Genomic DNA, 21,366 nt, shown 5'->3' on the forward strand with positions numbered 1-21,366 from the left:
ATAAGAAATTCTTTGACGTTCTCCCTAGACCAATTGTCTCCGCTAAAGCATAGAATTATATCAATTAAATATTTTCTTACCATAGCTACAAGTTATGAGGATGCTCCCATAGGGAGTGCTCTTAACAGCGATTTCGCTATGACACCCTCTCTAGATTCGCCAAAAGGGGCAGAAATGCTAACAAATTTAGTTAATCGAGTTCACTTTCGCGATTGGCGCGGCGATCTCTTTGGTGGGCTGACTGCCGCCATTGTCGCCTTGCCGATGGCCTTGGCCTTTGGGGTCACCTCTGGGGCTGGTGCAACGGCGGGACTGTACTGCGTCGTCTTTCTTGGCTTTTTTGCGGCTCTCTTTGGGGGCACACCAACACTCATTTCCAATCCGACAGGGCCGATGACCGTCGTGATGACGGCAGTGATCACCCGCCTGACCAGTGAATATCCCGAACAGGGGTTATACATGGCTTTTACGGTGGTAATGCTGGCGGGCGGTTTTCAAATCCTCTTTGGTCTGTTGCGGTTGGGTAAATACATCACCCTCATGCCCTACACCGTGATTTCTGGCTTTATGTCGGGAATTGGCCTGATCATGATCCTGCTGCAAATTGGTCCGCTGTTGGGGCACAGCAGTAAAGGGGGGGTCTTGGGGGCAGTGCAAAACTTGCCAGAGTGGATTCAAACCCTGAACTCGGCTGCCCTTACCTTGGGCTTGTTCACCCTCGGACTCATTTATTTCACGCCCCAGAAAATTCGGCGAATTGTGCCGCCACAGCTTCTCGCCCTAGTTTTAGGCACGATTTTGTCAATGGTGTTTTTTGGGGATGCCGGTTTGACCCGCATTGGCACGATTCCCACGGGGCTGCCAGCGTTTGTGCCGCCGACGTTTACACTGCCTGCGCTGAAAACGATGATTGTGGACGGGGCAATGCTGGGGATGCTCGGCTGTATTGATTCGCTCCTGACCTCGGTGATTGCCGATAGCATTACCCGCACCCAGCACGATTCCGATAAGGAACTGATTGGCCAAGGTATTGGTAACCTACTGTCCGGCTTATTTGGTGGTCTGCCCGGTGCCGGTGCCACGATGGGCACAGTGGTAAATATTCAAGCGGGGGGACGCACCTGCTTATCGGGCATGATCCACGCTGTCATTCTACTGATGGTGGTGCTGTGGGCGGCGCCTTTGACGGAACCGATTCCCAATGCAGTGTTGGCGGGGATTCTGATCAAGGTGGGGATTGACATCATTGACTGGAATTTTCTCAAACGTGCCCACCTCTTGTCCCTGCGGGCGGCCTTCATTATGTATGGCGTGATGCTGCTGACGGTCTTTGTGGATTTGATTGTGGCGGTGGGTGTTGGTGTCTTTATTGCCAATATGCTGACGATCAAGCGCTTGGCGGATCTGCAATCGGAGGATGTGAAGGCGATTACCCACGCCGATGATCAAACGCCCCTCACCCCCGAGGAAAAAGAACTCTTCCGCGAAGCCAAGGGTCAACTGTTGCTCCTCCACCTTGGGGGTCCGATGAGTTTTGGCTCCGCTTGGGCAATTTCCCAGCGGCAGGCGATCATGTCGGACTATAAGGTGCTGATTCTGGATGTCAGCAGTGTGCCCCTGTTGGGGGTAACGGCAACCTTGGCCATTGAGTCACTCATCCAGGAGGCACAAAAGCATCGTTTAGCAATTTTTCTCGTGAATGGTTCGGCGGATAAGGTGCAACAGCGGCTGCAACGCTTCCGTATTTTGGATCGGTTGCCGGCAGACCATGTGGTGAGCGATCGCCGAGACGCCCTCGAAAAGGCCATTCAGTTTCTCCACCAACCGGAGGAATTGCTGGAGGTGACAACGGGCAGCTACGAATAACGGGAGACCGCCGGGTTGCCCTGCACATACCAGCGCCACGGAATCTCCTGCCCTTGGGAAATACCAATGCGAGTGGTTTGTACCACAGGGGCTGTCAGGGGTTGGGGCGGCTTTTCTAACCAGAGGCCGCTCTCTTTCCCTAGCATCAAGCCCGAAAGCTGGCGATCGATCCCCAAGACTTGGCACAGTTTCCCCGGACCAGCGGCACTGCGGGGGGGCAAGGGCGGGCTGAGCATCTCAAGGGCACGGATGAGAACAGCACTGGCAAAATTGGGGCGATCGCTGGCGATATTCAGGCAGTGGTGAATGCCATAGATTTGATAGACATAGATTGTCCCTGGTGCTGCAAACATCGGGGCGTTGCGAGCCGTTTGGCGACGGTAGCCATGACACGCGGGGTCGCCGGCCATATAGGCTTCAGTTTCAACAATACGGCCGCGGTAGAGTTGACCATTGGCCTGCTGTCGCACGAGAAGACACCCCAGTAATTCTTGGGCAACCACTGGGGCAGGGCGAGCCAACCACTCAAGGGGCAGACACTGATCTCGCTCAATGGGAACCCTTTTCAAGCAACAAATCCTCCATCAAGGCATGGCGCACGGGGGCATTCAAGCCAGAGACGGTGTAGAGCATGGCTTCGCGATAGAGACGCTGCACCGTGTGACTGAGCATCAAGGCACTGCCACCCGTCGTCATCAGGGCAGCCTGAGCCGCTTGGACGGCAAGGTGAATGGCTGCGGCGCGCAGTTGTGCATGGTGGGGGGGATTCAGGTTCTCTAGCTCTTCTTGAATTTGGTGGTAAAGGCGGTGCCAGCGATCGCGAAAGTGGTGATAGAGGTCTTTGGCGTCGGTACTCTCGGCGAGAATCTGCAAACTGGCACGGGCACAACCCATGGGGGCGGCACTGCCCCGCAGCAATTGCTGGCGATCGCGGAGGGCCATCCAATCCGCCTCACTGATACCCACCACATCTTCCGGCGGGACTAACCAATCCACCACTTCTGCTTGCACCGTTTGAGTTGAGGGCACAGCCGCTAGAGGTAAGGGCAATGAGAGGTGCAAAATGCCACCGCCAGCCTGTTGGGCATTGATAAAGGGCATGAGGGCAAAGAGAATACGCTGATCCGGTAGGGGAGCTGCGGCGATAAACATCGTCATGTGCTGAAAGCCACTGAGCCAAGGCAGCGTGCCCTGCAGGAGGTAGCCCCCACTGGTGGGTTGAGCTTGTAGATCCACTGGGTTGTGGCGTAAGTGGGAAAAGCTGACACCAATCAACATCTGCCCCTTCATTAAGTCCGCTAGGTAGGTTTGGGCAACGTTCCCTTCAGGATGTTCAAGAATCATCCCCAAGGCGGATTGATGTTGTGCCACCAAAAAGGCAAGGGCACCGGAGGTTTGCGCTAGTTGTAAGCTCAAATGCCACAGCGTGCGGCGATCGCACCCCAATCCCCCCATTGCCTTGGGTACCGCCAAACGAAAAATGCCCAAATTTCCTAGGGCTTGCAGACTTTCCGATAAAAGGGACTTTTGCTGATCAATGCGGTTGGCAATTGGCGCAACAACGGTACTGAGGTAGGTCTGAATGTCCTCTAGGAGAGGCTGCGCTGCGGGGTCAGCAAAGACCAAGGCATCCATAGTTTAGGAGTACGCCAGATGGGCACGGGGGTTGTAGGACTCAATGGCCTGAAGTTGCCGGTAGAGATCGCGTTCAGCATCACTCAGTTGGGGCGGCAGTGTAATGACAATCTCCACCAGTTGGTCACCGCGATCGCCATCGGGGCGAGGATAGCCCTTACCCGCCAGTCGCAAACGTTGGCCTGTGCGTACGCCTGCTGGCACCATCATTTTCACCCAACCATCGAGGGTCGGGGCTTCAATTTGGCCGCCGAGGGCAGCCTCACTGGGGGTCACGGGGAGTTCACAGACAATGTCGTAGTCCTCAAGGCGAAAGAGGGGATGGGGCGTCACTTGAATTTTCAGATAGAGATCACCTCCACCCGTACCTTGACCCCGCAGCCGAATCCGCTGACCCGTAACCATCCCCGCTGGCAGCGTCACTTCTAAGGAGCGCCCATCCCCAAGGCGAATCCGCTCCCGTCCCCCTTCGTAGGCCTTCTCGAGGGGGATTTCTAGGGTGGCTTCAGCGTCGCGACGACTCACAGCGGTATAGGCGGTTTTGACGGTGCCGGGGCGAAAGTAGTCTGTCTCTATCGTAGGCGAGCGACGGGGGGGATCCGCAGCAACCGTAGAGGTGCGGGGCGATCGCCGACCCAACAGTTGATCCAAAAACTCTTGAAAATTATCTTCACTGAGGTCGGGTTCTTCCCTGACACTGGTGCCATTGCGCCGAGCCATAGTGGTACGTTGGGAAGGGCGAGTGCGAAAGCCGGGCTGTGACCAATATTCACCGTAGCGATCGTATTGCTCACGGCGAGCCGGATCACTTAGGACTTGGTAAGCTTCACTAATGTCTTTGAACTTCTCTTCAGCAGCGCGATCGCCCGGATTCATATCGGGATGATACCGCCGCGCCAGCCGCCGATAGGCACGTTTAATTTCCTCAGTGCTCGCACCTCGATCCACGCCCAAAAGCTGGTAGTAATCTCGAAAATTACGCATCGACAGTCCTATCTACACTCACAGTTGCGGCAAACAATGCAAACAAGCTCTACCAGTCGTCGTCATCCCAATCCTCCCATGCGGCTGAATCACTGCGCTGGGAATACCCCCGAGAACGCCGCGTCCGGGGTGGCTCATCCCACTCATCCTCATAATCGTCACGCCGCCGCTCTCGACCCCGCACCGCATCAAGGCCTTTATTGACTGCTTCCTTGAGGTTGGGCAGCTTAAAGAGATCCTCATCGTCTTCCAATTCCTCTTCGCTGAGGCGCAGTTGGCGGACAAAGTCGTAGAGCCGCTCTTCAAGGGCAGCATAGGTGAGGTCAATCTGGCGATCGTCCTCATTGCGAATGGCCTCCTGCAATTGCCGCACTAGGGCCTCAATACTCCGGCGCTGATCAGCGGCAAATTGATAGCCAAATTCTTGAGCCGCTTCCCGCAATTGACGTTCAGCGCGGTGAATCAAATCTTGGGCACGGTTGCGCTTCTCAATGCGTGCCCGCCGCTGGCGATCGCCCGCTGCATTGGCCTCCGCATCCAAGAGCATCTGCTGAATTTCCTCTTCACTCAGGGTTGATGCCCCCTGAATCACCACACTTTGCTCACGACCGCTAAAGCGATCCAAGGCCACCACTTGGAGCAGGCCATTGGCATCCAAGTCAAAGGACACTTGAATTTGGGGCACCCCCCGAGGCGCTGGCGGAATTCCCGTTAACTTAAAGCGTCCCAAAGACTTATTGTGTTCTGCTAGTTCCCGCTCCCCTTGAACGACGTGGATTTCCACTTGGCTTTGGTTATTTTCTGAGGTTGAGAAAATATCGGAGCGGCGCACCGGAATCGTTGTATTGCGGGGAATCAGCACCTTCGTGACGCCGCCAATGGTTTCCACCCCTAAGGAAAGGGGGGTTACATCCAGCAGCAGGATATCCTTCATATCCCCGGCGAGAATGCCTGCTTGAATGGCGGCACCAACAGCCACCACCTCATCGGGGTTGACATTTTGGTTGGGTTCACGGCCAATCATCTGCCGCACCAGATCCTGCACCATGGGCATCCGCGTCGCACCACCCACCAGCACCACGGCATCAATTTGAGCGGGGGTTAAATGGGCATCCATCAGTGCCTGTTCGACCGGATAGCGCAGCCGTTGCAGCAGGTCTTGGCTCAGGTCTTCAAATTGGCGACGACTGAGGGTGGTTTCAATGTGTTTTGGCCCATCCGCTGTGGCGGTGACAAAGGGCAGATCGATATTGGTTTCCAGTAAGCCTGAAAGTTCAATTTTGGCTTTTTCGGCAGCATCGGTGAGCCGTTGTAGCGACTGGCGATCGCGCCGTAAATCAATGCCCTCTTTGGCGAGGAAGTCTTCGGCTAGCCAGTCCACAATCAACTTATCAAAGTCATTGCCCCCCAGTTGGGTATCGCCGCTGGTGGCCTTCACCTCAAACACGCCATCCCCCACCTCAAGAATCGAGACATCAAAGGTGCCACCGCCAAGGTCAAAAACGAGAATCGTCTGCTCCTTCTGGCGATCGAGGCCATAGGCAAGGGCTGCTGCCGTCGGTTCATTAATAATCCGCCGCACATTCAGACCCGCAATCCGCCCAGCATCACGGGTGGCTTGCCGCTGTGAATCATTAAAGTAGGCGGGGACAGTAATCACCGCATCGGTGACGGGTTCCCCTAGATAGCGGCTGGCATCCTCCACCAGCTTGCGCAAGACCATGGCTGAAATTTCTTCGGGGGCAAATTCCCGTTGCAATCGTGGGCACTTGATGCGCACTTTACCTGATTCATCGCGGCGAATGGTATAGGGTACCCGCTTGGATTCAGCCGTCAGTTCCCTGTATTCGCGGCCAATAAACCGCTTCACGGCATAGAAGGTGTTTTGGGGATTGAGCACCGCCTGTCGCCGTGCCAACTGACCCACAAGGCGCTCGCCATCTTTGCCAAAGGCCACCACAGAGGGGGTGGTGCGGGAGCCTTCTGCATTGGCAATCACAACGGGTTTTCCCCCTTCCAACACAGCAATGACGGAATTGGTTGTCCCCAGATCAATGCCAACAATTTTGCCCATGCCGTTTGAACGACTCCGCACTGGTTAGAATAAATGAATAGCGTTATAGTAACGGATTATTTACCCTTCGTTACGCTTATTTGATTGTACGAGATCTGCCCTAGACCGTCAGAGAATCACTCTTTCCCCTGTGCTGCGCGATCGCTACAACGATATGAACAACCTCAGTCCCCACACCTCCCATTCACCGCTGCTCATCTCTTGAAGTCTAGCGGTAAGATGACAGGCAAGAGGTTGCAGCACAGCTGACTCACTGTTGCTACACCCAATTCCGAGAAGGAGACCGTTCTATGTTACACCGCAAGCTTTATCAACTCTATACCGACGGCCAAGAAGTCTGGATTTACTTGCGGGATCAACAACGCCTGATTGACCGGGCACGCATTGTGGACATCGAAGGGAATGTTGTTACCATCCGCTACGAAACGGAGGAAGACGACGAAGTGTGTGCTTGGGAAGAGATCGTCAATATCGAAAGCATTGGCTCGATTTCACGGCGGCTCGCAGCAGTTCCGCGGGGTTATGCGGAGTTACCCATTGCGGATGAGTGTCCAGAGGCGGAGCAACTGCCGAAGCATTCCTCGGAAACCGAACACGAGCGTTGAGTCTTAACCCATGCGCTCAGCCCCCGTTGTGGAGGAGATAGCCACGATTGATGCCCAGTACATGGGGCGCTGCCTTGAGTTAGCCGCTCGTGCCAAAGGCTGTACGGCTCCGAATCCCCTCGTGGGCTGTGTGATTGTGGCAGAGGGACGGGTGATTGGGGAGGGGTTTCATCCCAAGGCGGGGGAACCCCATGCCGAGGTGTTTGCCCTGCGCAGCGTCAGCGAGGGCGATCGCCCCCTCCTCAGCAAGGCCACCCTCTACGTCAATCTTGAACCCTGCAATCACTATGGCCGCACGCCCCCCTGTACCGAGGCGATTATAGCGGCGGGCATTCCCAAGGTGGTGGTGGGCATGATTGATCCGAATCCCCAAGTGGCCGGGGCGGGGGTAGAACGGCTGCGCTCAGCGGGCATAGAAGTCACCGTCGGCGTGCGGGAAGCAGAGTGTCAACGCCTGAACGAAGCGTTTGTGCATCGGGTGCGCTATCAGCGTCCCTTTGGCATTTTCAAATACGCCATGACCCTCGATGGCAAAATTGCCTCCAGTGCCGGCCACAGTCTCTGGGTGAGTGGTGAAGCCGCACGCGCCATGGTGCATCAACTGCGCTCTGAATGCGATGCTGTGATTGTGGGGGGCAATACCGTGCGTCTGGATAATCCCCTCTTGACCTCGCGCCATGAGCGCAATCCCCTACGGGTGGTGATGAGTCGTACCCTTGATCTACCGCCGAATGCCTCTTTGTGGGAAACGGCCACGGCTCCAACATTGGTGGTTACCGCTGCTTCCCCCCAACATCCCCTCATTCCCCAATTGCAGGCACGGGGCGTGGAGGTGGTGCACCGAGAGCCGCTAACACCGACCACTGTTATGGCAGAGCTGCATCAACGGGGCATTATGACGGTGCTTTGGGAGTGCGGCGGTTCCCTTGCAGCGGCAGCGATCGCCGAAGGCATGGTACAGAAAGTGTGGGCATTTATTGCGCCAAAGATTATTGGTGGCTCTGCTGCCCCCGCCCCAGTGGCCGATCTCGGCTTAACCAAGATGAATGAGGCCCTGTGCCTAGAGGACGTGACTTGGCAAATCGTGGGCGAGGACATTCTCCTAGTGGGCTACCTACCGCCTAGGCGTCGGGTTCCGTCACTTCAATAATGGTACAGCCCGTTTCTGTGGGGGGCGTATCCGCCTGCTCATAGAGCAAATCAATCCACAGCGACTCCGGGTAGGGCTTGCGACTAGAGACATAAAAAAGCCAATGCTGGCTGACATTGAGGGACTCGCGCCGCAGCTTGGTCATTGCCGGGGTTGTAATCAGGCGCAGAGCAGCGTTGGCATTGCGCCACTGCTCAATAATCCCAGCCGCCACCCGCAGGGTTTCCCCTTCGCTATTTTCTAATTCCAAAATGCCGTCAATGTGGATACTCTCCCACCAGTGCTGTGGATCCCGCAGATCCAATCCTTGGCCATCCATATAGTCAATGAGGTTGGGAAGATATTCGCGAATAAAGTTTTGGACAACCCTAAAGGGGGGAAAAGGACGCAAGACTTTGAGGTGGCTTGCTGTTTGTTGAAACCACAGCTTGTGGTAAGTCATGGGGACAAAGCTCCGTCAAAAAGGCGATCGCCAAAAATCGTTACAAACTGGTTTATTTTACCAAGCAAGCTTGCTCCGATCGCTCCTGAGAGTGAAGATGAATATGTGCCACTTTTGGCGCAATTTGGCACAAGTGCTATAGGACAATTTTGGTGTAACGACCAACGATGAGAAGGCTGTCAACTGACTTACATTATTAAAAAAAACTATACACACTGATTAGCTGACTTTACTCTACTTATTCATTTATTGGAAATAATGATTTTTTTCATGGGTAGTAATTAAGCCCAAGTCGTGATGAATTCAGGTTTTTTTTGATTATTGACCAGTAGGTAGAAAATTCGCATTTTTATTTTGCAGTAAGTAATTCACCCCCCAGAGAGGGCAGGACGAGGCAAGGGGGTGGCTTGTCATTTGGTTGTGGATTGGGTAAAGTCACCTAGAAGTTTCGTCGTGGTGCCAAAACACCCTTTGCATAAACAACAGATTGGGACAGTTTTAGGCATAGATGCGGCGAGTGGCCTCTGGCTACCTTGGACGATTGCTCATGATGTGTGTTCTCGGTTCACCGCTTTGTCGAATCACTGTCAATTTTGTGTGCGAGGAGGATTACCTTGAGCAACGATAGTCGTACCCCTACCGCCTCTCAGGATGCACCCCTTGCGTCTGCTGCTATGCTTGGTCGTTCGCTGCGCTCCCTTTGTTCCTGTCTGCCCCTGCTGGGCACCTTTGTTTTGATTCAGCCTACGCAAGCCCTTGATCTGACCACTCTTGCGAGCGATCGCGATCTGGGTTCAAAGGACATTCGCCCCGAATCTCTTAACCTCCCCTCCCTCTTCAGCACTGAAACCCAAGACCCGCTTGCGGAATTTGAAAATCTTTTATCCGCCAACAAAACCGACCTACTCTTGGGCGTCACCCAAACGGCATGGCAACGCACCATCCAGCCCCAAGTCAGTTTTGCCCCCTTGCCCTTGAGTACACCTGCACCTACCCTATCTACCTCTGCCACCTTTGAGCACCGCAGCCGTCCTTCTGAACCGACCTTCAAAGTGGTGGATCGGCGGGTTCGCACCAATAGCTTGGCGGATTTGGTGACGCAGGCCACCACCTCTGTTGTTGCTTCCTTGGCCATTGATACCCCCTTTGCAATGGGTGGCTCTTTGGAGCAAACCACGACGGAAGTTGAACCACCGTTCGCCGAGGGGGAAACGACTCAACTCTCCCAGCGGGTGGCAGTTGTGCACTCTCCAGCCGCATCGACCTCAACTGCAACCCTAGAGCCTGTTCCCTTTGGGCGGGCTGCTGAGCGGCGGCGGCGTACCACCCCTGCCCTAGTTTCAGTCCAACAACCGCCTGCTCGCCCAGCTCTACCCCAGCCCACTGTTGCAAATCGCCCGCAAACAACAACAGTAGCAGCACCGACACCTGCGACTGTACAGCCCATTGCTCCCCCTGTGCCCGTCAAGGTGGCACGCTCAATTGTGGCTCCCCCTTTACCCAGTAATCTCGACCTACCCCCTCTGCCCAACTCCGATCGCTTTCTACCTAGCCTAACCACCAACTTTATCTGGCCGGCGCGTGGTGTGTTGACCTCTGGCTTTGGACCTCGCTGGGGACGGATGCACCGCGGAATTGATATTGCTGCTCCCATTGGCACGCCCATCTATGCTGCTGCCGCCGGTGTCGTTACCTACTCCCAATGGAATTCTGGTGGTTTCGGCAACTTGGTGGAAATTCGCCACGCCGATGGCACCCTGACGCTCTATGCCCATAACCATCGCAACTTGGTGCGCGTGGGCCAATACGTTGAGCAGGGTCAGCAGATTGCCGAAATGGGCAGTACGGGACGCAGCACAGGACCCCACGTTCACTTTGAGATACATCCCCCAGGGCGGGGTGCGGTCAACCCGATGATCTTCCTGCAACGTAGCCAAGGCTAGGCGTTGACGATCTATTTTGTGGGGGCAGGCCTAGGTTCACCTAGTTATCTCACCTTGGCCGCTTGGGTTTGTCTACAGCAGGCGCAGGTGGTTCTTTACGATGCGCTTGTTTCCCCAGACCTCCTAGACCTTACGCCCCCCGATTGTTTGCGAGTCGCGGTGGGCAAGCGGGCAGGGGCTGAGGTGGTTCCCCAATCAGAAATCAACCGCCTTTTAGTGGACTACGGCCAGCAGTATGAACGGGTTGTCCGCCTCAAAAGTGGCGATCCGGGACTGTTTGGCCGTTTGCATCAGGAACTGGATGCTGTCCTAGGGGCAGGTCTAGAGGCGGTGGTGATTCCGGGTCTATCGTCAGCGCTGGCGGCACCACTGCTGGCGGGGTTGTGTCTGACGGCAAAGGATGTGAGCCAGTCGGTGGCCATTCTTTCAGGTCATGCTCCAGAGCGGCTTCCTTGGCCAGCGATCGCCCAAATGGAAACGTTGATTTTTTTGATGGCCAGCCGTTCCCTGCGGCAAATCGTTGAAGAACTGCTGCAACAGGGGCGATCGCCCGCTGAGGGACTGGCAATTTTGCAATGGGCCGGCCAGCCGCAGCAACAGTTTTGGTTTGGCACGTTGGAGAGCTATCTAAATACGCCTCACGTTCCAGACAGGGCACCAGCCGTCGTGGTTGTGGGGGCGATCGCCCAAAAACGCTACCCTTTGGCTAGTCTAGATCTGGTCTTCCCTGAATTTTTGAAGATTTCCCCACCAGCCATGTCTCCGCTCCACGGCAAAACCATTCTCGTCACCCGGGCAGCAGCGCAAGCGAGTGACTTTACGCAGCAACTGACAGCCGCCGGTGCCACCGTTTTAGAAATGCCGACACTGGAAATCGTTCCCCCCAGTTCTTGGCAGCCCCTCGATCAGGCTTTGGCGCAACTCAATACCTTTGACTGGCTCATTCTCACGTCCCACAATGCCGTTAGCTTTTTTATGGAACGGTTACAGCATCATGGCAAGGATAGTCGTACCCTCGCGGGTCTCAAGATCGCTGTTGTTGGCGAAAAAACCGCCCAAACCCTCAGCAGTTACGGCTTAGTGGCTGACTTCACCCCCAGTGAATTTGTCGCCGATGCCCTAGTGGCAGAATTCCCAGAACCTGTGGCGGGGTTGCGTTTTCTTTTTCCACGGGTTGAAAAGGGCGGACGACCCGTTCTAGTAGAGACCTTTACAGCGGCTGGGGCTGAGGTTGTTGAGGTGCCCGCCTACGATTCCCGCTGTCCCCAAACCGTTGATGCCCAAGTCTTAGGGGCGCTGCAAGGGGGTCAAGTGGATATGGTCACGTTTACCAGTTCTAAGACGGTGAAACACTTTTGCCAATTGGTGGGTGCGCAGGCGGCAGAGTTACTTCAGAATGTGCAGATTGCCAGTATTGGCCCGCAAACCTCGCAAACTTGTCGCGAACTCTTGGGACGGGTGGATACTGAAGCCACAGAGCATACCCTTGAGGGACTCCTTCAGGCGTTATTACGGATCACTTAGTGCTTTGGGTGCACCAATCCGCTAGTGTGAAAAAAGGACTGTTGTAAGGCAATTGTGGAGCATGACACACGCAACCGATGTGCTGACCCTTGGCCGTTGGATGGCGGCGGATTTTAGTAACCAAGCCCAAGCCTTTGAGAATCCCCCCTTCTATGCCCATATTCGGGTGTGTATGCGCCCTCTGCCCAGTGGTCTTCTAGAGGGCATTGCCCTTTATGTGGAACAGGCCTATGACTATCTTCTAGGTGTTCCCTACCGCACACGGGTTTTAGAACTGGTGCCCGCCAATGATCACATTGTGATTAAAAATTACATACTCAAGGATGAAAAACGCTTCTTTGGGGCAGCTCGCGATCGCCAGCGGCTTCAGGCGATGACAGCCGATGATTTGGAACTCCTCTGTGGCTGCAATATGCTCACCTACTGGACAGGGCACAGCTTTCGCGGTGAAGTGGAGCCGGGCAAAGCCTGTAAAGTCGTACGTAAAGGACGGGAAACCTATCTTGATAGCACGTTTGAAATTGATGGCGATCGCTTCATTAGCCACGATCGCGGACGGGATCCCGAAACCGATGAGCACGTTTGGGGCTCCGTGGCAGGTCCCTTTCACTTTGTGCGCTGGCAGAGCTTTGCTGATGAAATTATTGCCTAGGCGGTTTGCCAATCTGGTAACGGTTTGCCTTGGTAATAGAGGCGAAAGAGTCCCCAAGCCCCTAGGGCGATCGCCACCAAGCTAACCACTTGGGCAATTCGCAGCGGCCCCAACATCAGGCTGTCCATGCGCAGTCCTTCAATCCAGAAGCGACCCAAGCTGTAGGCAATGGCATAGACCAAAAGCAGGGTGCCGGGTTTTTGATAGCGAGGTTGACGAAAGAGCCACAGCAGGAGAACAAAGACTCCTAGGTTCCAAAGGGACTCATAGAGAAAGGTGGGGTGGTAATAGGCTTCGTTGATTAGCGCCGGAGGACGCTGCGGCGCGGGGATATAGAGTTTCCACGGCAAATCCGTAGGGGCACCAAAGGCCTCAGAGTTAAAGAAATTGCCCCAGCGTCCAATGGCCTGTCCCAAAATTAGTGAAGGGGCAATGACATCCGCCACTTGCCAAAAGGAAAGCCGCTGCACGTACGTAAAGATCGCCATCGCTAGCATACCGCCGAGGATGGCACCGTGAATGGCAATGCCGCCTTTCCAAATTTGCACCACTTGATCTAAGTGCTTTTGGTAAAAGCCCCAGTTAAAGGCGACGTAATAGAGCCGTGCAGCGGGAATAGCGGCAACCACAAGCCAAATCGACAGATCCGCAATCAGATCAGGATCAATCTGCCGCTGGCGTGCCAAGCGTTGACTCAGCCAAATGCCAATAAAGACGGCGGCAGCAATGAGTAGACCGTACCACCGTAGGGTGATGAACCCTAGCTCAAGGGTGGCACCGGGGGATTGGAAAGTGGCGATCATGCCTAGAATAGGTTCTAAACAGCGCGAGCAGTCTGAATGACAGTGGCAAAGGCGTCCGTATCCAACACCGCCAATTGAGCCAGCATCTTGCGATTGAGGTGAATATCGGCTTTTTTCAGGGCGCCCATGAGTTGACTGTAGCTCATGCCATGTTGACGCGCAGCAGCGTTAATCCGCGCAATCCAGAGCCGCCGAAAGTCCCGTTTGCGCCGCCGGCGATCGCGATAGGCATTGCACAGTGCCTTCATGACCACCTGATTGGCGGTGCGGAAGAGCTTGGAGTGCCCCGCACGATAGCCCTTGGCGAGCTTGAGAATTTTTTTACGCCGTTTGCGGGCAACGTTACCCCGTTTGACCCTTGCCATAGTTCAATTTCACCCTTGATCAAAAACTGAAAATTTATCAATTAAGCGTAGGGCAGCATCAGCGATACTCGCTCAAAATCCCGTGGATCGACGAGGGCCTTGTGGGAAAGACGATTCTTGCGATCGCTCCCCTTATGTTCGAGTAAGTGATTTTTGTTGGCCTTACGGCGGACAAACTTACCACTGCCCGTCGTCCGAAATCGTTTGGCAGCAGCACGACGTGTTTTTAGCTTTGGCATAGCCTTGCCCTATTTTAGACACAGCTTACTAATATACTATTTTGAAGAGAGTCTTGGCAAGCTGCATGGAACTGGAGTTCATTCCTGTCGAAGAGTTTTATTTTGCCCTTACCTTGGCCATGCGCACCCTAGAAGATTTAGGCGATGCGGCATTTGTGGAGCGGGTGCGATCGCGCTTGCAGGAGCGGTTTGGTCAAGCCTCAACGGTTGCTGCCGGCAAGCAAAACACTTTTAACTATGTCTTTCGCGTCAAGGGGGTGGACAATAGCCCCGCCCCACAGCTCATGCTATCCATCGCCGACTGGCAGGGGAAAATCCGCCTCAGCAGTGACTATGGCTGGACATTGGATGCACAGCGCAAAACCATCCGCACTGAGAAATTTGGCGATCGCCCCCAGTTTTGCCAACAGGTGAAAGCCCACTTAGCCCAGTGGCTGGAACTGCCGGAATTTCTTGAGGTCTAAATGTTTGACCTAGGGACCGCCCTTGACACAGCCATTAAAACTTGGTCGGTGGTGCATACCCCCTTTTTGTCCCCCGATCAGGTGGTGCAGGCACTCCGCACCCTTGAGCAACGGGCCGATGTTCATGGTCTCGCCTGGGGGGGGTACCCGCAAGCGGAACGCTGTCGGCTGGCGATCGCCCCCACTGAACTTAGTCTTGAAGAGCAACAGCCGCCCCTTGCTTTGGTGCGAATCACAGGCAACTTTCTCTTTGATCCCGCCACCTACAGTGATTTTGAGCAAGCGATCGCCAATGCCGGTCTCGATGACGGCGATTATGGGGATGTGATTCTCCTTGGGGAACGGGGGGCACAGGTCATTCTCATCCCTGAAAAAGTCCCTACTTTACAAGAACACTTAAAACAAGTGCGGACTGTAGCGGTGACCGTCGATCTCTGTGACTGGTCAGAACTGGCCGTAGCGCCCCCCCAACGGAAATCCCTCAGTACCGTCGAAGCATCATTGCGCTTGGATGCTGTGGCCTCAGCCGGGTTTGGCGTCTCCCGCAGTAAAATGAGCGACTGGATTAGCCAAGGACTGGTGCGGGTCAACTGGCAAGTGGTGCAACAACCGCGGTATCTGCTCAAGGTGAATGACCTCATTGCCATTCGTGGCAAAGGGCGATTACGGATTCAAGACATTCAAGTTACCAAGAAAGAGCGCTACCGCATCCAGATGGAGCGCATTCGCTAAGACTATGGATCTGCTGCTGTCGAAATTACTGCCGCCATTGCTGTATCCATTGCCCTTGGCCTGTTGGGCATTGATTTTTGCCATTGTTCGCTTTTGGCGTGCTCCCAAACAGGCGGCGATCGCCCTCGTGATTGCCCTGAGCATTTTACTCCTGAGCGGCAATGACTATGTGGCAACAGCGCTTATTGCTTCCCTAGAGCGACAGTATTTACCCCCTGATCCCATGCCCAAAGCTGCCGCGATCGTTGTTCTCGGTGGGGCGGTTGTCCCGCAAACGGCGCCGAGGCCTTGGGTAGAAGTCACGGAAGGGGGCGATCGCATCCTCTACGGTGCCCACCTCTTTCGCCAAGGCTATGCCCCCTATCTCATCCTCAGTGGGGGTCGCATTGACTGGCTCGGCGAAACCTTTCAGCGGGGAGAAGCAGCAGACATGGCGGAAATTGCCACCACCTGCGGTGTGCCGATGGACAAGATGCTGCTGGACACCACCGCACTGAATACCTATGAAAATGCCGTGAATGTCAAAGCGCTTCTTGAGCAGCATCAAATTCAGGGGGATCTGCTGCTGGTGACATCCGCCTACCACATGCCCCGCTCCGTCGCCATTTTTCGCCGTTTGGGAATGAAGGTGATCCCGGCACCGACGGACTATCGGTACCTGTCGATCGCGCGATCGCCCACTTGGCAAAACCTACTGCTCAGCCTGATCCCCAATCCCTCCAACGTGGACATCACCACGATCGCCCTACGGGAATACCAAGGTCTGCTCGTTTACAAACTCAGAGGTTGGCTTTAGAGACCCTGAGCACGCAGAAACCCTTGACACGCCTCCACAAAAGCAGGGGCTGACTCATAGGGCAAGACATTGCGCCCCGCAATCACCACTCCCTCAGCATTGGGAAATGTCTTGGTATAAAATTTCAACCGTTTTGCAGGCGATCCAGCCCCCCCCTCCCGACTGATACTCGAGGCTTGGTCTCCCATCACCACAAGCACTGGCTGCCCAGTCTGCTGCATTTTCTCACGATAGTCCCGCCGCCAAAAACCCGACAGGAATGAATACACCGCATGGCGACTCTCAAGGTCAGCACAACCAGCGGCCAGCATCTTTAGCCACTCATCATCTACATCCTCAGGCTTGGCAAAAAGCTGATTAATGGAAAACTGCCGCAGGAAACTTTCTTGGCGGGCATAGAGATAAAAGCCCCAACCCAAGGGGGAGTCAAAGAGATTCCAGCGCACCTTTTGCCACCTAGGATCAGTGTTTTCAGAAACGAGAGAAGCCGCTGGAGGGCCACTGAGGATCATGGCTCGAACGACTTGGGGATCAAGGTGAACTAGCTCCATTGCCACAGGAAACAATGCCCCTTGGACAACGAGAATCACCGCTTGGCGAATCTCAGAGGCGATAAAGCCATGTAACTGAGCCGCCCAATCTTCGGGGTAATAGGCAATGTGGGGTAGGGCGCTCTGGCCACAGCCGAGCAAGTCAGGGATATAAAATGAGTAACCTTCCCCTTGGGACTGCCAATGGCCCACACAGCGATCCCAGAACCGCCCAGAGAGGCCCACGCCCACTGGATGGACAAAAACAATGGGGGTATGCCCTTCTTTGCCACTGAGACGATAAGTGCAGGGAAAGCCCTGCCACCGATAGGTTTTAGAAACAAATGACGGCATTGCAGACAGCCTCTGAGGATTTCCCTGACACTGAACCAGCGGGTATGGAACCCACCTCAACAATATGGCTAATCCCTAACATTGGGTAGGAATTTTAACCAAATCTTTCCCTTGGTTTAACCTATCCCCTAGAAACGTTGCGTATTCTGACGGAAGGGTAGTTTGATCGGTTCGCCTGCCTGCAACCTGTTGGCAGCCGTCAAGCCAAGACCCCAAGGGTTCAAGTCTTTGGGAAACGCTGTTTACTCCGCTAGGAGAGATTACTATGTTCATATCTGTAAAGAGCTATGCTCGTTTTGGTATCGTTGCCGCGGTCGCGGCTCTGTCGGGTAGCCTGACTCCTGCTGCTTTATCCCAAGGGACACCTACGATTCGCATTGATGGTTCTAGCACCGTTTTCCCCATTACCGAAGCTGTTGCTGAAGCCTTCCAAAAAGCCCAAGGGGGTAAAGTCCGCGTTACGGTAGGTGTGTCTGGTACAGGCGGTGGCTTCAAGAAGTTCTGCCGCGGTGAAACGGATATTTCCAACGCCTCACGCCCCATTTTGGCCAAGGAAATTGCCGACTGCCGCGCTGCTGGTATCAACTTTATTGAACTGCCAGTGGCCTACGATGCCCTCACCGTGGTGGTTCATCCCCAAAATACTTGGGCAACAAGCTTAACGGTTGCTGAATTGAAGCGGATTTGGGAACCCGATTCTAAAATCAATAACTGGAGCCAAGTGCGCCAAGGTTTCCCCAATATTCCTTTGAAACTCTTTGGGCCAGGTGCCGACTCTGGAACCTTTGACTATTTCACAGAGGCCATCAATGGTAAATCAAAAGTCAGTCGCAAAGATTTCACCGCCAGCGAAGATGATAATGTGCTAGTTCAAGGTATCAGTCGCGATCGCGGTGCGCTTGGGTACTTTGGTTTTGCCTACTATGCGGAAAACCGTAATCGGCTCAAAGCGGTTGCCATTGACAACGGCAAAGGCCCTGTCCAACCCTCCGAGCAAAACGTGCTGAATGGGACATACCAGCCCCTCTCCCGTCCCATCTTTATCTACGTCAACGCTAGGTCAGCGCAGCGGCCTGAAGTACGGCAGTTTGTCACCTACTACCTCAATAATGCCCCGGCCATGGTGAAAAAGGTGAAGTATGTGCCTCTGCCGGCTAGTGCCTACCGCACGATTCTGGCTAACTTCAACCGCAACCGTGTGGGTACGATCTTTGGGGGCAAAGAGGCCATTGGCTTGACAATCAACCAACTGCTGAGGATGCAACCCCAATAGATTAATATTTTGATTTAATGAAGGGTGTGAGGTATCAGCCCTCCACCCTTTTTTCCCATTTTGTCAACCTCAGTCGTTGATTCTCTCAAAAGATAAATTCCAACTAAAAGATTTTTGCTTGCTGGAATAATACCCATGGTAGAACAGCCCCTACCCTACTCAACGAAGCTACCTGTTACCCTGCCATCCCGTACCGTCAGGATTTGGCGGGAGCGGATCATTGCTAGCATTCTATTTTTGGCAGCAATCTCATCGGTCGTGACCACGCTTGTCATCATCTATATCCTGTTTACCGAAACAGTGATCTTCTTTGAAAAGGTGATGGAGCTGCATCAAGAGTCCCTCTTTGAAGCGTTGGTGGAGTTCTTTACGAGTACGGACTGGTCACCTCTGATTGAGCCTATTGGAATCGGCATCTTACCCTTGCTCTCTGGAACCTTCACGACCTGCTTTGTGGCCAGTTGTGTGGCTATCCCCCTTGGCACGATTGCGGCCATCTATCTGAGTGAGTTTGCACCCGCCAAAATGCGGGAGATCCTCAAGCCTATCCTTGAAATCTTGGCGGGTATCCCCACGGTTGTTTACGGCTACTTTGCCCTTTTGGTGGTCACTCCCTTTCTCCAGAAAATCATTCTTGGCGTTCAGCAATTTTTTAATCCTGGCAAGGAACCTTGGGAATATTTTGAGCTACCTGGTTTTAACATGTTGGGGGCAGGTATTGTGGTGGGACTAATGGTGCTGCCCTATATTGCCAGTTTGACAGAAGATGCCCTGCAGGCTGTTCCTTTGCAATTGCGGGAGGGATCCTATGCGATGGGGGCAACGCGTTTGCAAACAGCAATCAAGGTTCTCATGCCGGCTGCTATCTCTGGCATTATGGCCGCCTATATTTTGGGGCTGGCACGGGCAATTGGCGAAACAATGATTGTGGCCGTGGCCGCTGGGTTACAGCCCAAATTCACCTTTAATCCTTTAGAAGGGGCCTCCACAACTACCGCCTTCATTGTCTCGGTCAGTTTAGGGGATCTCCCCCATGGCTCATTGGAATATCAATCTATTTTTGCCGCTGGGATCATGCTGTTTTTTGCCACACTGATTCTCAATGTGGCGGGGTACTTCTTTAGTCGTCGCTATCGTGAGGTGTACTAGCTATGCCTAGCCAGCACCCGCTTTTGAGTAACCTCCGCAACCCCATCGCCATCGCTGCCTCCATTCGCTCTCGCACCCGTTGGGAACGTTTTTTCATTGTTCTAGGGTGGTTTTCCCTAGCTGTAGCGCTCTTAACACTGATTTTTTTGGTCTCTGACCTTTTTATGCGCGGCCTGCCAATGCTCAACTGGAAATTCTTCACCTCGCCCCCCAGTAGCGATCCAGAAGAGGCAGGTATCCTCACGGCATGGGTGGGCAGTTTATTGGTCATTCTTGTAACGGCGTTTGTGGCTATTCCTTTGGGCATTGCGGCGGGCATTTACCTCGAAGAATATGCTCCTAAAAACTGGCTGTTGGATTTCATTGAGGTCAATATCACGAACCTAGCAGGCGTGCCCTCGATTATCTATGGTCTGCTGGCTCTCGGTTTCTTTGTCTATATCCTCAACTGGGGTGAGAGCATTCTCACAGCTGGGTTTACGCTGGCACTGCTGATTTTACCCGTGGTGATTGTGACCACCCGCGAGTCCTTGCGCGCCATTCCCCAAGGCATTCGGGAAGCCGCCTATGCGGTTGGTTCGAGTCGCTGGCAGGTGATTGCTGATCATGTGCTGCCCTACTCGATGGGTGGGATCCTCACGGGGATTATTGTGGGTATCTCCCGTGCGATTGGTGAGACGGCGCCCCTGATCACGATTGGTGCTTTGACGTTTATCACGTTCTTGCCGGATCCACCAATTCAAAGCGAGTTTCCCTACATTTCCTTTAAGTGGATTTGGTCTCCCTTTACGGTGCTGCCGATTCAGATGTTTAACTGGGTTTCCCGTCCTCAAGAGGCCTTTCAAGTGAATGCTGCAGCGGCTGGGATTATCCTGCTGGTGTTGACGCTGGCGGTGAATGCAACAGCTATTTATCTACGCTATCGTTTTAGGAAGAGTATCAAATGGTAAAACCTACAGATTGGGTCGTGGCTACCGAGAACGAGCCACTGAAAAAGCTGGCAGAAGTTCGGGACTTGAACTTTTACTACGGTGGCAAGCAGGCTCTGAAAAACATCAACTTGCCGGTCTATGAAAAGAAAGTTACGGCACTGATTGGGCCTTCAGGTTGTGGCAAGACTACGTTGCTGCGTTGCTTTAACCGCATGCATGATCTGTATCCCGGCAATCGCTACGAGGGGGAAATTTGGTTGGGGGATGAGCAACCGCGTAACCTCCTGCAAATGGATCCAATCGAAGTGCGGATGCAGATTGGCATGGTCTTCCAAAAGCCCAATCCTTTCCCCAAGTCGATTTACGAAAACGTTGCCTATGGATTGCGGGTGCGCGGCATCAATAACCGTGCGATCCTCGATGAGGTGGTGGAGCGATCGCTCCGTCGTGCTGCCCTGTGGGATGAGGTCAAAGATCGTCAGAAGGAACCGGGCACGTCTCTGTCGGGCGGTCAGCAGCAGCGGCTCTGTATTGCCCGTGCCCTAGCCACTGATCCAGAGATTATTCTCTTTGACGAGCCAACATCGGCATTGGATCCGATTGCCACGGTCAGTATTGAGAACCTGATTAGCGAACTCAAGGAGCAAGTGACGATTCTGATTGTGACCCATAACATGCAGCAGGCGATTCGTATTTCCCAGTTCACCGCCTTTATGTATTTGGGCGAAATCGTTGAGTACAACGAAACCATGTCCATCTTCACGAAGCCAGTGGAACAGAAGACTGCCGATTACGTGAGTGGTCGCTTTGGTTGATCGCTGCGTCAAGTCCGCTTGAGAATGTGGTCTAAGAGG

22 protein-coding genes are annotated in these 21,366 nt (G+C 54.1%); 13 read left to right on the forward strand and 9 right to left on the reverse strand.

What is annotated here, in order from left to right; translation table 11 throughout:
• Window positions 1-174 precede the first annotated feature (174 nt).
• A complete protein-coding gene (locus M0644_RS04195; RefSeq protein ID WP_286626726.1) occupies window positions 175-1,866 on the forward strand; it encodes a SulP family inorganic anion transporter in 1,692 nt (563 codons plus the stop codon).
• Here the strand turns inward: M0644_RS04195 and M0644_RS04200 are convergent.
• From M0644_RS04200 to dnaK, 4 genes are read right to left on the reverse strand one after another with little or no spacing between them, the layout of a single operon-like run.
• Window positions 1,857-2,369, reverse strand: a complete 513-nt coding sequence (locus M0644_RS04200) for a DNA-3-methyladenine glycosylase (RefSeq protein WP_255451731.1) — start codon at window positions 2,367-2,369, stop codon at window positions 1,857-1,859. The genes M0644_RS04195 and M0644_RS04200 overlap by 10 nt on opposite strands.
• A 46-nt stretch (window positions 2,370-2,415) precedes the next feature.
• Window positions 2,416-3,501, reverse strand: coding sequence for an acyl-CoA dehydrogenase family protein (locus M0644_RS04205; RefSeq protein WP_286626727.1), 1,086 nt, complete (start codon window positions 3,499-3,501; stop codon window positions 2,416-2,418).
• A gap of 3 nt (window positions 3,502-3,504) precedes the next feature.
• Window positions 3,505-4,485: a DnaJ C-terminal domain-containing protein gene (locus tag M0644_RS04210; protein WP_149818449.1), complete on the reverse strand. Its 981-nt coding sequence runs from the start codon at window positions 4,483-4,485 to the stop codon at window positions 3,505-3,507.
• Window positions 4,486-4,534: 49 nt separating this feature from the next.
• On the reverse strand, window positions 4,535-6,559 hold the full coding sequence (dnaK, locus tag M0644_RS04215) for a molecular chaperone DnaK (RefSeq protein WP_286626729.1): 2,025 nt from the start codon (window positions 6,557-6,559) through the stop codon (window positions 4,535-4,537).
• Window positions 6,560-6,849: 290 nt separating this feature from the next.
• Here dnaK and M0644_RS04220 point away from each other — a divergent pair, with 290 nt between their 5' ends.
• Entirely contained in the window at window positions 6,850-7,164 is a 315-nt protein-coding gene (locus M0644_RS04220; protein WP_024125163.1) for a DUF6679 family protein, read from the forward strand.
• Window positions 7,165-7,174: 10 nt separating this feature from the next.
• A complete protein-coding gene (gene ribD / locus M0644_RS04225) occupies window positions 7,175-8,314 on the forward strand; it encodes a bifunctional diaminohydroxyphosphoribosylaminopyrimidine deaminase/5-amino-6-(5-phosphoribosylamino)uracil reductase RibD (protein WP_286626730.1) in 1,140 nt (379 codons plus the stop codon).
• Here ribD and M0644_RS04230 read toward each other — a convergent pair.
• On the reverse strand, window positions 8,286-8,756 hold the full coding sequence (locus M0644_RS04230) for a hypothetical protein (protein ID WP_286626732.1): 471 nt from the start codon (window positions 8,754-8,756) through the stop codon (window positions 8,286-8,288). The two genes, ribD and M0644_RS04230, sit on opposite strands and share 29 nt — an antisense overlap.
• 614 nt (window positions 8,757-9,370) lie before the next feature.
• Between M0644_RS04230 and M0644_RS13185 the strand changes: the two genes are divergently transcribed.
• The 3 genes from M0644_RS13185 (at window position 9,371) to M0644_RS04245 (ending at window position 12,875) form a co-directional block, all read left to right on the forward strand.
• On the forward strand, window positions 9,371-10,699 hold the full coding sequence (locus M0644_RS13185; RefSeq protein WP_286626733.1) for a M23 family metallopeptidase: 1,329 nt from the start codon (window positions 9,371-9,373) through the stop codon (window positions 10,697-10,699).
• A gap of 3 nt (window positions 10,700-10,702) precedes the next feature.
• Window positions 10,703-12,223, forward strand: a complete 1,521-nt coding sequence (gene cobA, locus M0644_RS04240; RefSeq protein WP_286626735.1) for a uroporphyrinogen-III C-methyltransferase — start codon at window positions 10,703-10,705, stop codon at window positions 12,221-12,223.
• Window positions 12,224-12,284: 61 nt separating this feature from the next.
• Window positions 12,285-12,875 carry a chromophore lyase CpcT/CpeT gene (locus M0644_RS04245; protein ID WP_149818459.1) on the forward strand — a complete coding sequence of 197 codons (591 nt, stop codon included), beginning with the start codon at window positions 12,285-12,287 and terminating at the stop codon, window positions 12,873-12,875.
• Here the strand turns inward: M0644_RS04245 and lgt are convergent.
• The 3 genes from lgt to rpmI are packed head-to-tail and all read right to left on the reverse strand — an operon-like array spanning window position 12,872 to window position 14,282.
• The gene (gene lgt, locus M0644_RS04250) at window positions 12,872-13,678 is read right to left on the reverse strand and encodes a prolipoprotein diacylglyceryl transferase (RefSeq protein ID WP_149818461.1); all 807 of its coding nucleotides are present in this window, start codon (window positions 13,676-13,678) and stop codon (window positions 12,872-12,874) included. The two genes, M0644_RS04245 and lgt, sit on opposite strands and share 4 nt — an antisense overlap.
• Window positions 13,679-13,692: 14 nt before the next feature.
• Window positions 13,693-14,043 (reverse strand): 50S ribosomal protein L20, encoded by a 351-nt coding sequence (gene rplT / locus M0644_RS04255; RefSeq protein ID WP_286626737.1) that lies wholly within the window; start codon window positions 14,041-14,043, stop codon window positions 13,693-13,695.
• Window positions 14,044-14,084: 41 nt separating this feature from the next.
• Window positions 14,085-14,282, reverse strand: a complete 198-nt coding sequence (gene rpmI / locus M0644_RS04260) for a 50S ribosomal protein L35 (protein ID WP_149818467.1) — start codon at window positions 14,280-14,282, stop codon at window positions 14,085-14,087.
• Between the two features lie 65 nt (window positions 14,283-14,347).
• Between rpmI and M0644_RS04265 the strand changes: the two genes are divergently transcribed.
• The 3 genes from M0644_RS04265 to M0644_RS04275 are packed head-to-tail and all read left to right on the forward strand — an operon-like array spanning window position 14,348 to window position 16,274.
• A complete protein-coding gene (locus M0644_RS04265; RefSeq protein ID WP_149818469.1) occupies window positions 14,348-14,746 on the forward strand; it encodes a hypothetical protein in 399 nt (132 codons plus the stop codon).
• A complete protein-coding gene (locus M0644_RS04270; protein WP_286626740.1) occupies window positions 14,747-15,478 on the forward strand; it encodes a photosystem II S4 domain protein in 732 nt (243 codons plus the stop codon).
• Between the two features lie 4 nt (window positions 15,479-15,482).
• Complete coding sequence (locus tag M0644_RS04275; protein ID WP_286626741.1) at window positions 15,483-16,274, forward strand: YdcF family protein; 792 nt, start codon at window positions 15,483-15,485, stop codon at window positions 16,272-16,274.
• Here M0644_RS04275 and M0644_RS04280 read toward each other — a convergent pair.
• A complete protein-coding gene (locus M0644_RS04280) occupies window positions 16,271-17,158 on the reverse strand; it encodes an alpha/beta fold hydrolase (protein WP_286626742.1) in 888 nt (295 codons plus the stop codon). The two genes, M0644_RS04275 and M0644_RS04280, sit on opposite strands and share 4 nt — an antisense overlap.
• A gap of 265 nt (window positions 17,159-17,423) precedes the next feature.
• On the opposite strand from M0644_RS04280, the gene M0644_RS04285 reads away from it, so the two are divergent.
• The 4 genes from M0644_RS04285 (at window position 17,424) to pstB (ending at window position 21,327) form a co-directional block, all read left to right on the forward strand.
• Window positions 17,424-18,431 carry a PstS family phosphate ABC transporter substrate-binding protein gene (locus M0644_RS04285; RefSeq protein WP_286626743.1) on the forward strand — a complete coding sequence of 336 codons (1,008 nt, stop codon included), beginning with the start codon at window positions 17,424-17,426 and terminating at the stop codon, window positions 18,429-18,431.
• Between the two features lie 135 nt (window positions 18,432-18,566).
• Window positions 18,567-19,580: a phosphate ABC transporter permease subunit PstC gene (gene pstC, locus M0644_RS04290; RefSeq protein WP_149818479.1), complete on the forward strand. Its 1,014-nt coding sequence runs from the start codon at window positions 18,567-18,569 to the stop codon at window positions 19,578-19,580.
• Between the two features lie 2 nt (window positions 19,581-19,582).
• Window positions 19,583-20,530 (forward strand): phosphate ABC transporter permease PstA, encoded by a 948-nt coding sequence (gene pstA / locus M0644_RS04295; protein ID WP_286626744.1) that lies wholly within the window; start codon window positions 19,583-19,585, stop codon window positions 20,528-20,530.
• On the forward strand, window positions 20,524-21,327 hold the full coding sequence (gene pstB, locus M0644_RS04300; RefSeq protein WP_149818483.1) for a phosphate ABC transporter ATP-binding protein PstB: 804 nt from the start codon (window positions 20,524-20,526) through the stop codon (window positions 21,325-21,327). Before pstA ends, pstB begins: the two co-directional genes overlap by 7 nt.
• Window positions 21,328-21,366: the final 39 nt, after the last annotated feature.

Source organism: Thermosynechococcus sp. B1 (assembly GCF_030322985.1).
GTDB lineage: Bacteria > Cyanobacteriota > Cyanobacteriia > Thermosynechococcales > Thermosynechococcaceae > Thermosynechococcus.

What these genes read in the sequence shown, in the direction of transcription:
- M0644_RS04265 (WP_149818469.1), top strand. Translation starts at nt 14,348, where the DNA reads ATGGAACTGGAGTTCATTCCTGTCGAAGAGTTTTATTTTGCCCTTACC.
- rplT (WP_286626737.1), bottom strand. Translation starts at nt 14,043, where the DNA reads ATGGCAAGGGTCAAACGGGGTAACGTTGCCCGCAAACGGCGTAAAAAA.
- M0644_RS04245 (WP_149818459.1), top strand. Translation starts at nt 12,285, where the DNA reads ATGACACACGCAACCGATGTGCTGACCCTTGGCCGTTGGATGGCGGCG.
- M0644_RS04285 (WP_286626743.1), top strand. Translation starts at nt 17,424, where the DNA reads ATGTTCATATCTGTAAAGAGCTATGCTCGTTTTGGTATCGTTGCCGCG.
- M0644_RS04230 (WP_286626732.1), bottom strand. Translation starts at nt 8,756, where the DNA reads ATGACTTACCACAAGCTGTGGTTTCAACAAACAGCAAGCCACCTCAAA.
- M0644_RS04280 (WP_286626742.1), bottom strand. Translation starts at nt 17,158, where the DNA reads ATGCCGTCATTTGTTTCTAAAACCTATCGGTGGCAGGGCTTTCCCTGC.
- pstB (WP_149818483.1), top strand. Translation starts at nt 20,524, where the DNA reads ATGGTAAAACCTACAGATTGGGTCGTGGCTACCGAGAACGAGCCACTG.
- M0644_RS04195 (WP_286626726.1), top strand. Translation starts at nt 175, where the DNA reads ATGCTAACAAATTTAGTTAATCGAGTTCACTTTCGCGATTGGCGCGGC.
- lgt (WP_149818461.1), bottom strand. Translation starts at nt 13,678, where the DNA reads ATGATCGCCACTTTCCAATCCCCCGGTGCCACCCTTGAGCTAGGGTTC.
- ribD (WP_286626730.1), top strand. Translation starts at nt 7,175, where the DNA reads ATGCGCTCAGCCCCCGTTGTGGAGGAGATAGCCACGATTGATGCCCAG.
- M0644_RS04205 (WP_286626727.1), bottom strand. Translation starts at nt 3,501, where the DNA reads ATGGATGCCTTGGTCTTTGCTGACCCCGCAGCGCAGCCTCTCCTAGAG.
- M0644_RS04275 (WP_286626741.1), top strand. Translation starts at nt 15,483, where the DNA reads ATGGATCTGCTGCTGTCGAAATTACTGCCGCCATTGCTGTATCCATTG.
- pstA (WP_286626744.1), top strand. Translation starts at nt 19,583, where the DNA reads ATGCCTAGCCAGCACCCGCTTTTGAGTAACCTCCGCAACCCCATCGCC.
- dnaK (WP_286626729.1), bottom strand. Translation starts at nt 6,559, where the DNA reads ATGGGCAAAATTGTTGGCATTGATCTGGGGACAACCAATTCCGTCATT.
- pstC (WP_149818479.1), top strand. Translation starts at nt 18,567, where the DNA reads ATGGTAGAACAGCCCCTACCCTACTCAACGAAGCTACCTGTTACCCTG.
- M0644_RS04210 (WP_149818449.1), bottom strand. Translation starts at nt 4,485, where the DNA reads ATGCGTAATTTTCGAGATTACTACCAGCTTTTGGGCGTGGATCGAGGT.
- M0644_RS04220 (WP_024125163.1), top strand. Translation starts at nt 6,850, where the DNA reads ATGTTACACCGCAAGCTTTATCAACTCTATACCGACGGCCAAGAAGTC.
- M0644_RS04270 (WP_286626740.1), top strand. Translation starts at nt 14,747, where the DNA reads ATGTTTGACCTAGGGACCGCCCTTGACACAGCCATTAAAACTTGGTCG.
- rpmI (WP_149818467.1), bottom strand. Translation starts at nt 14,282, where the DNA reads ATGCCAAAGCTAAAAACACGTCGTGCTGCTGCCAAACGATTTCGGACG.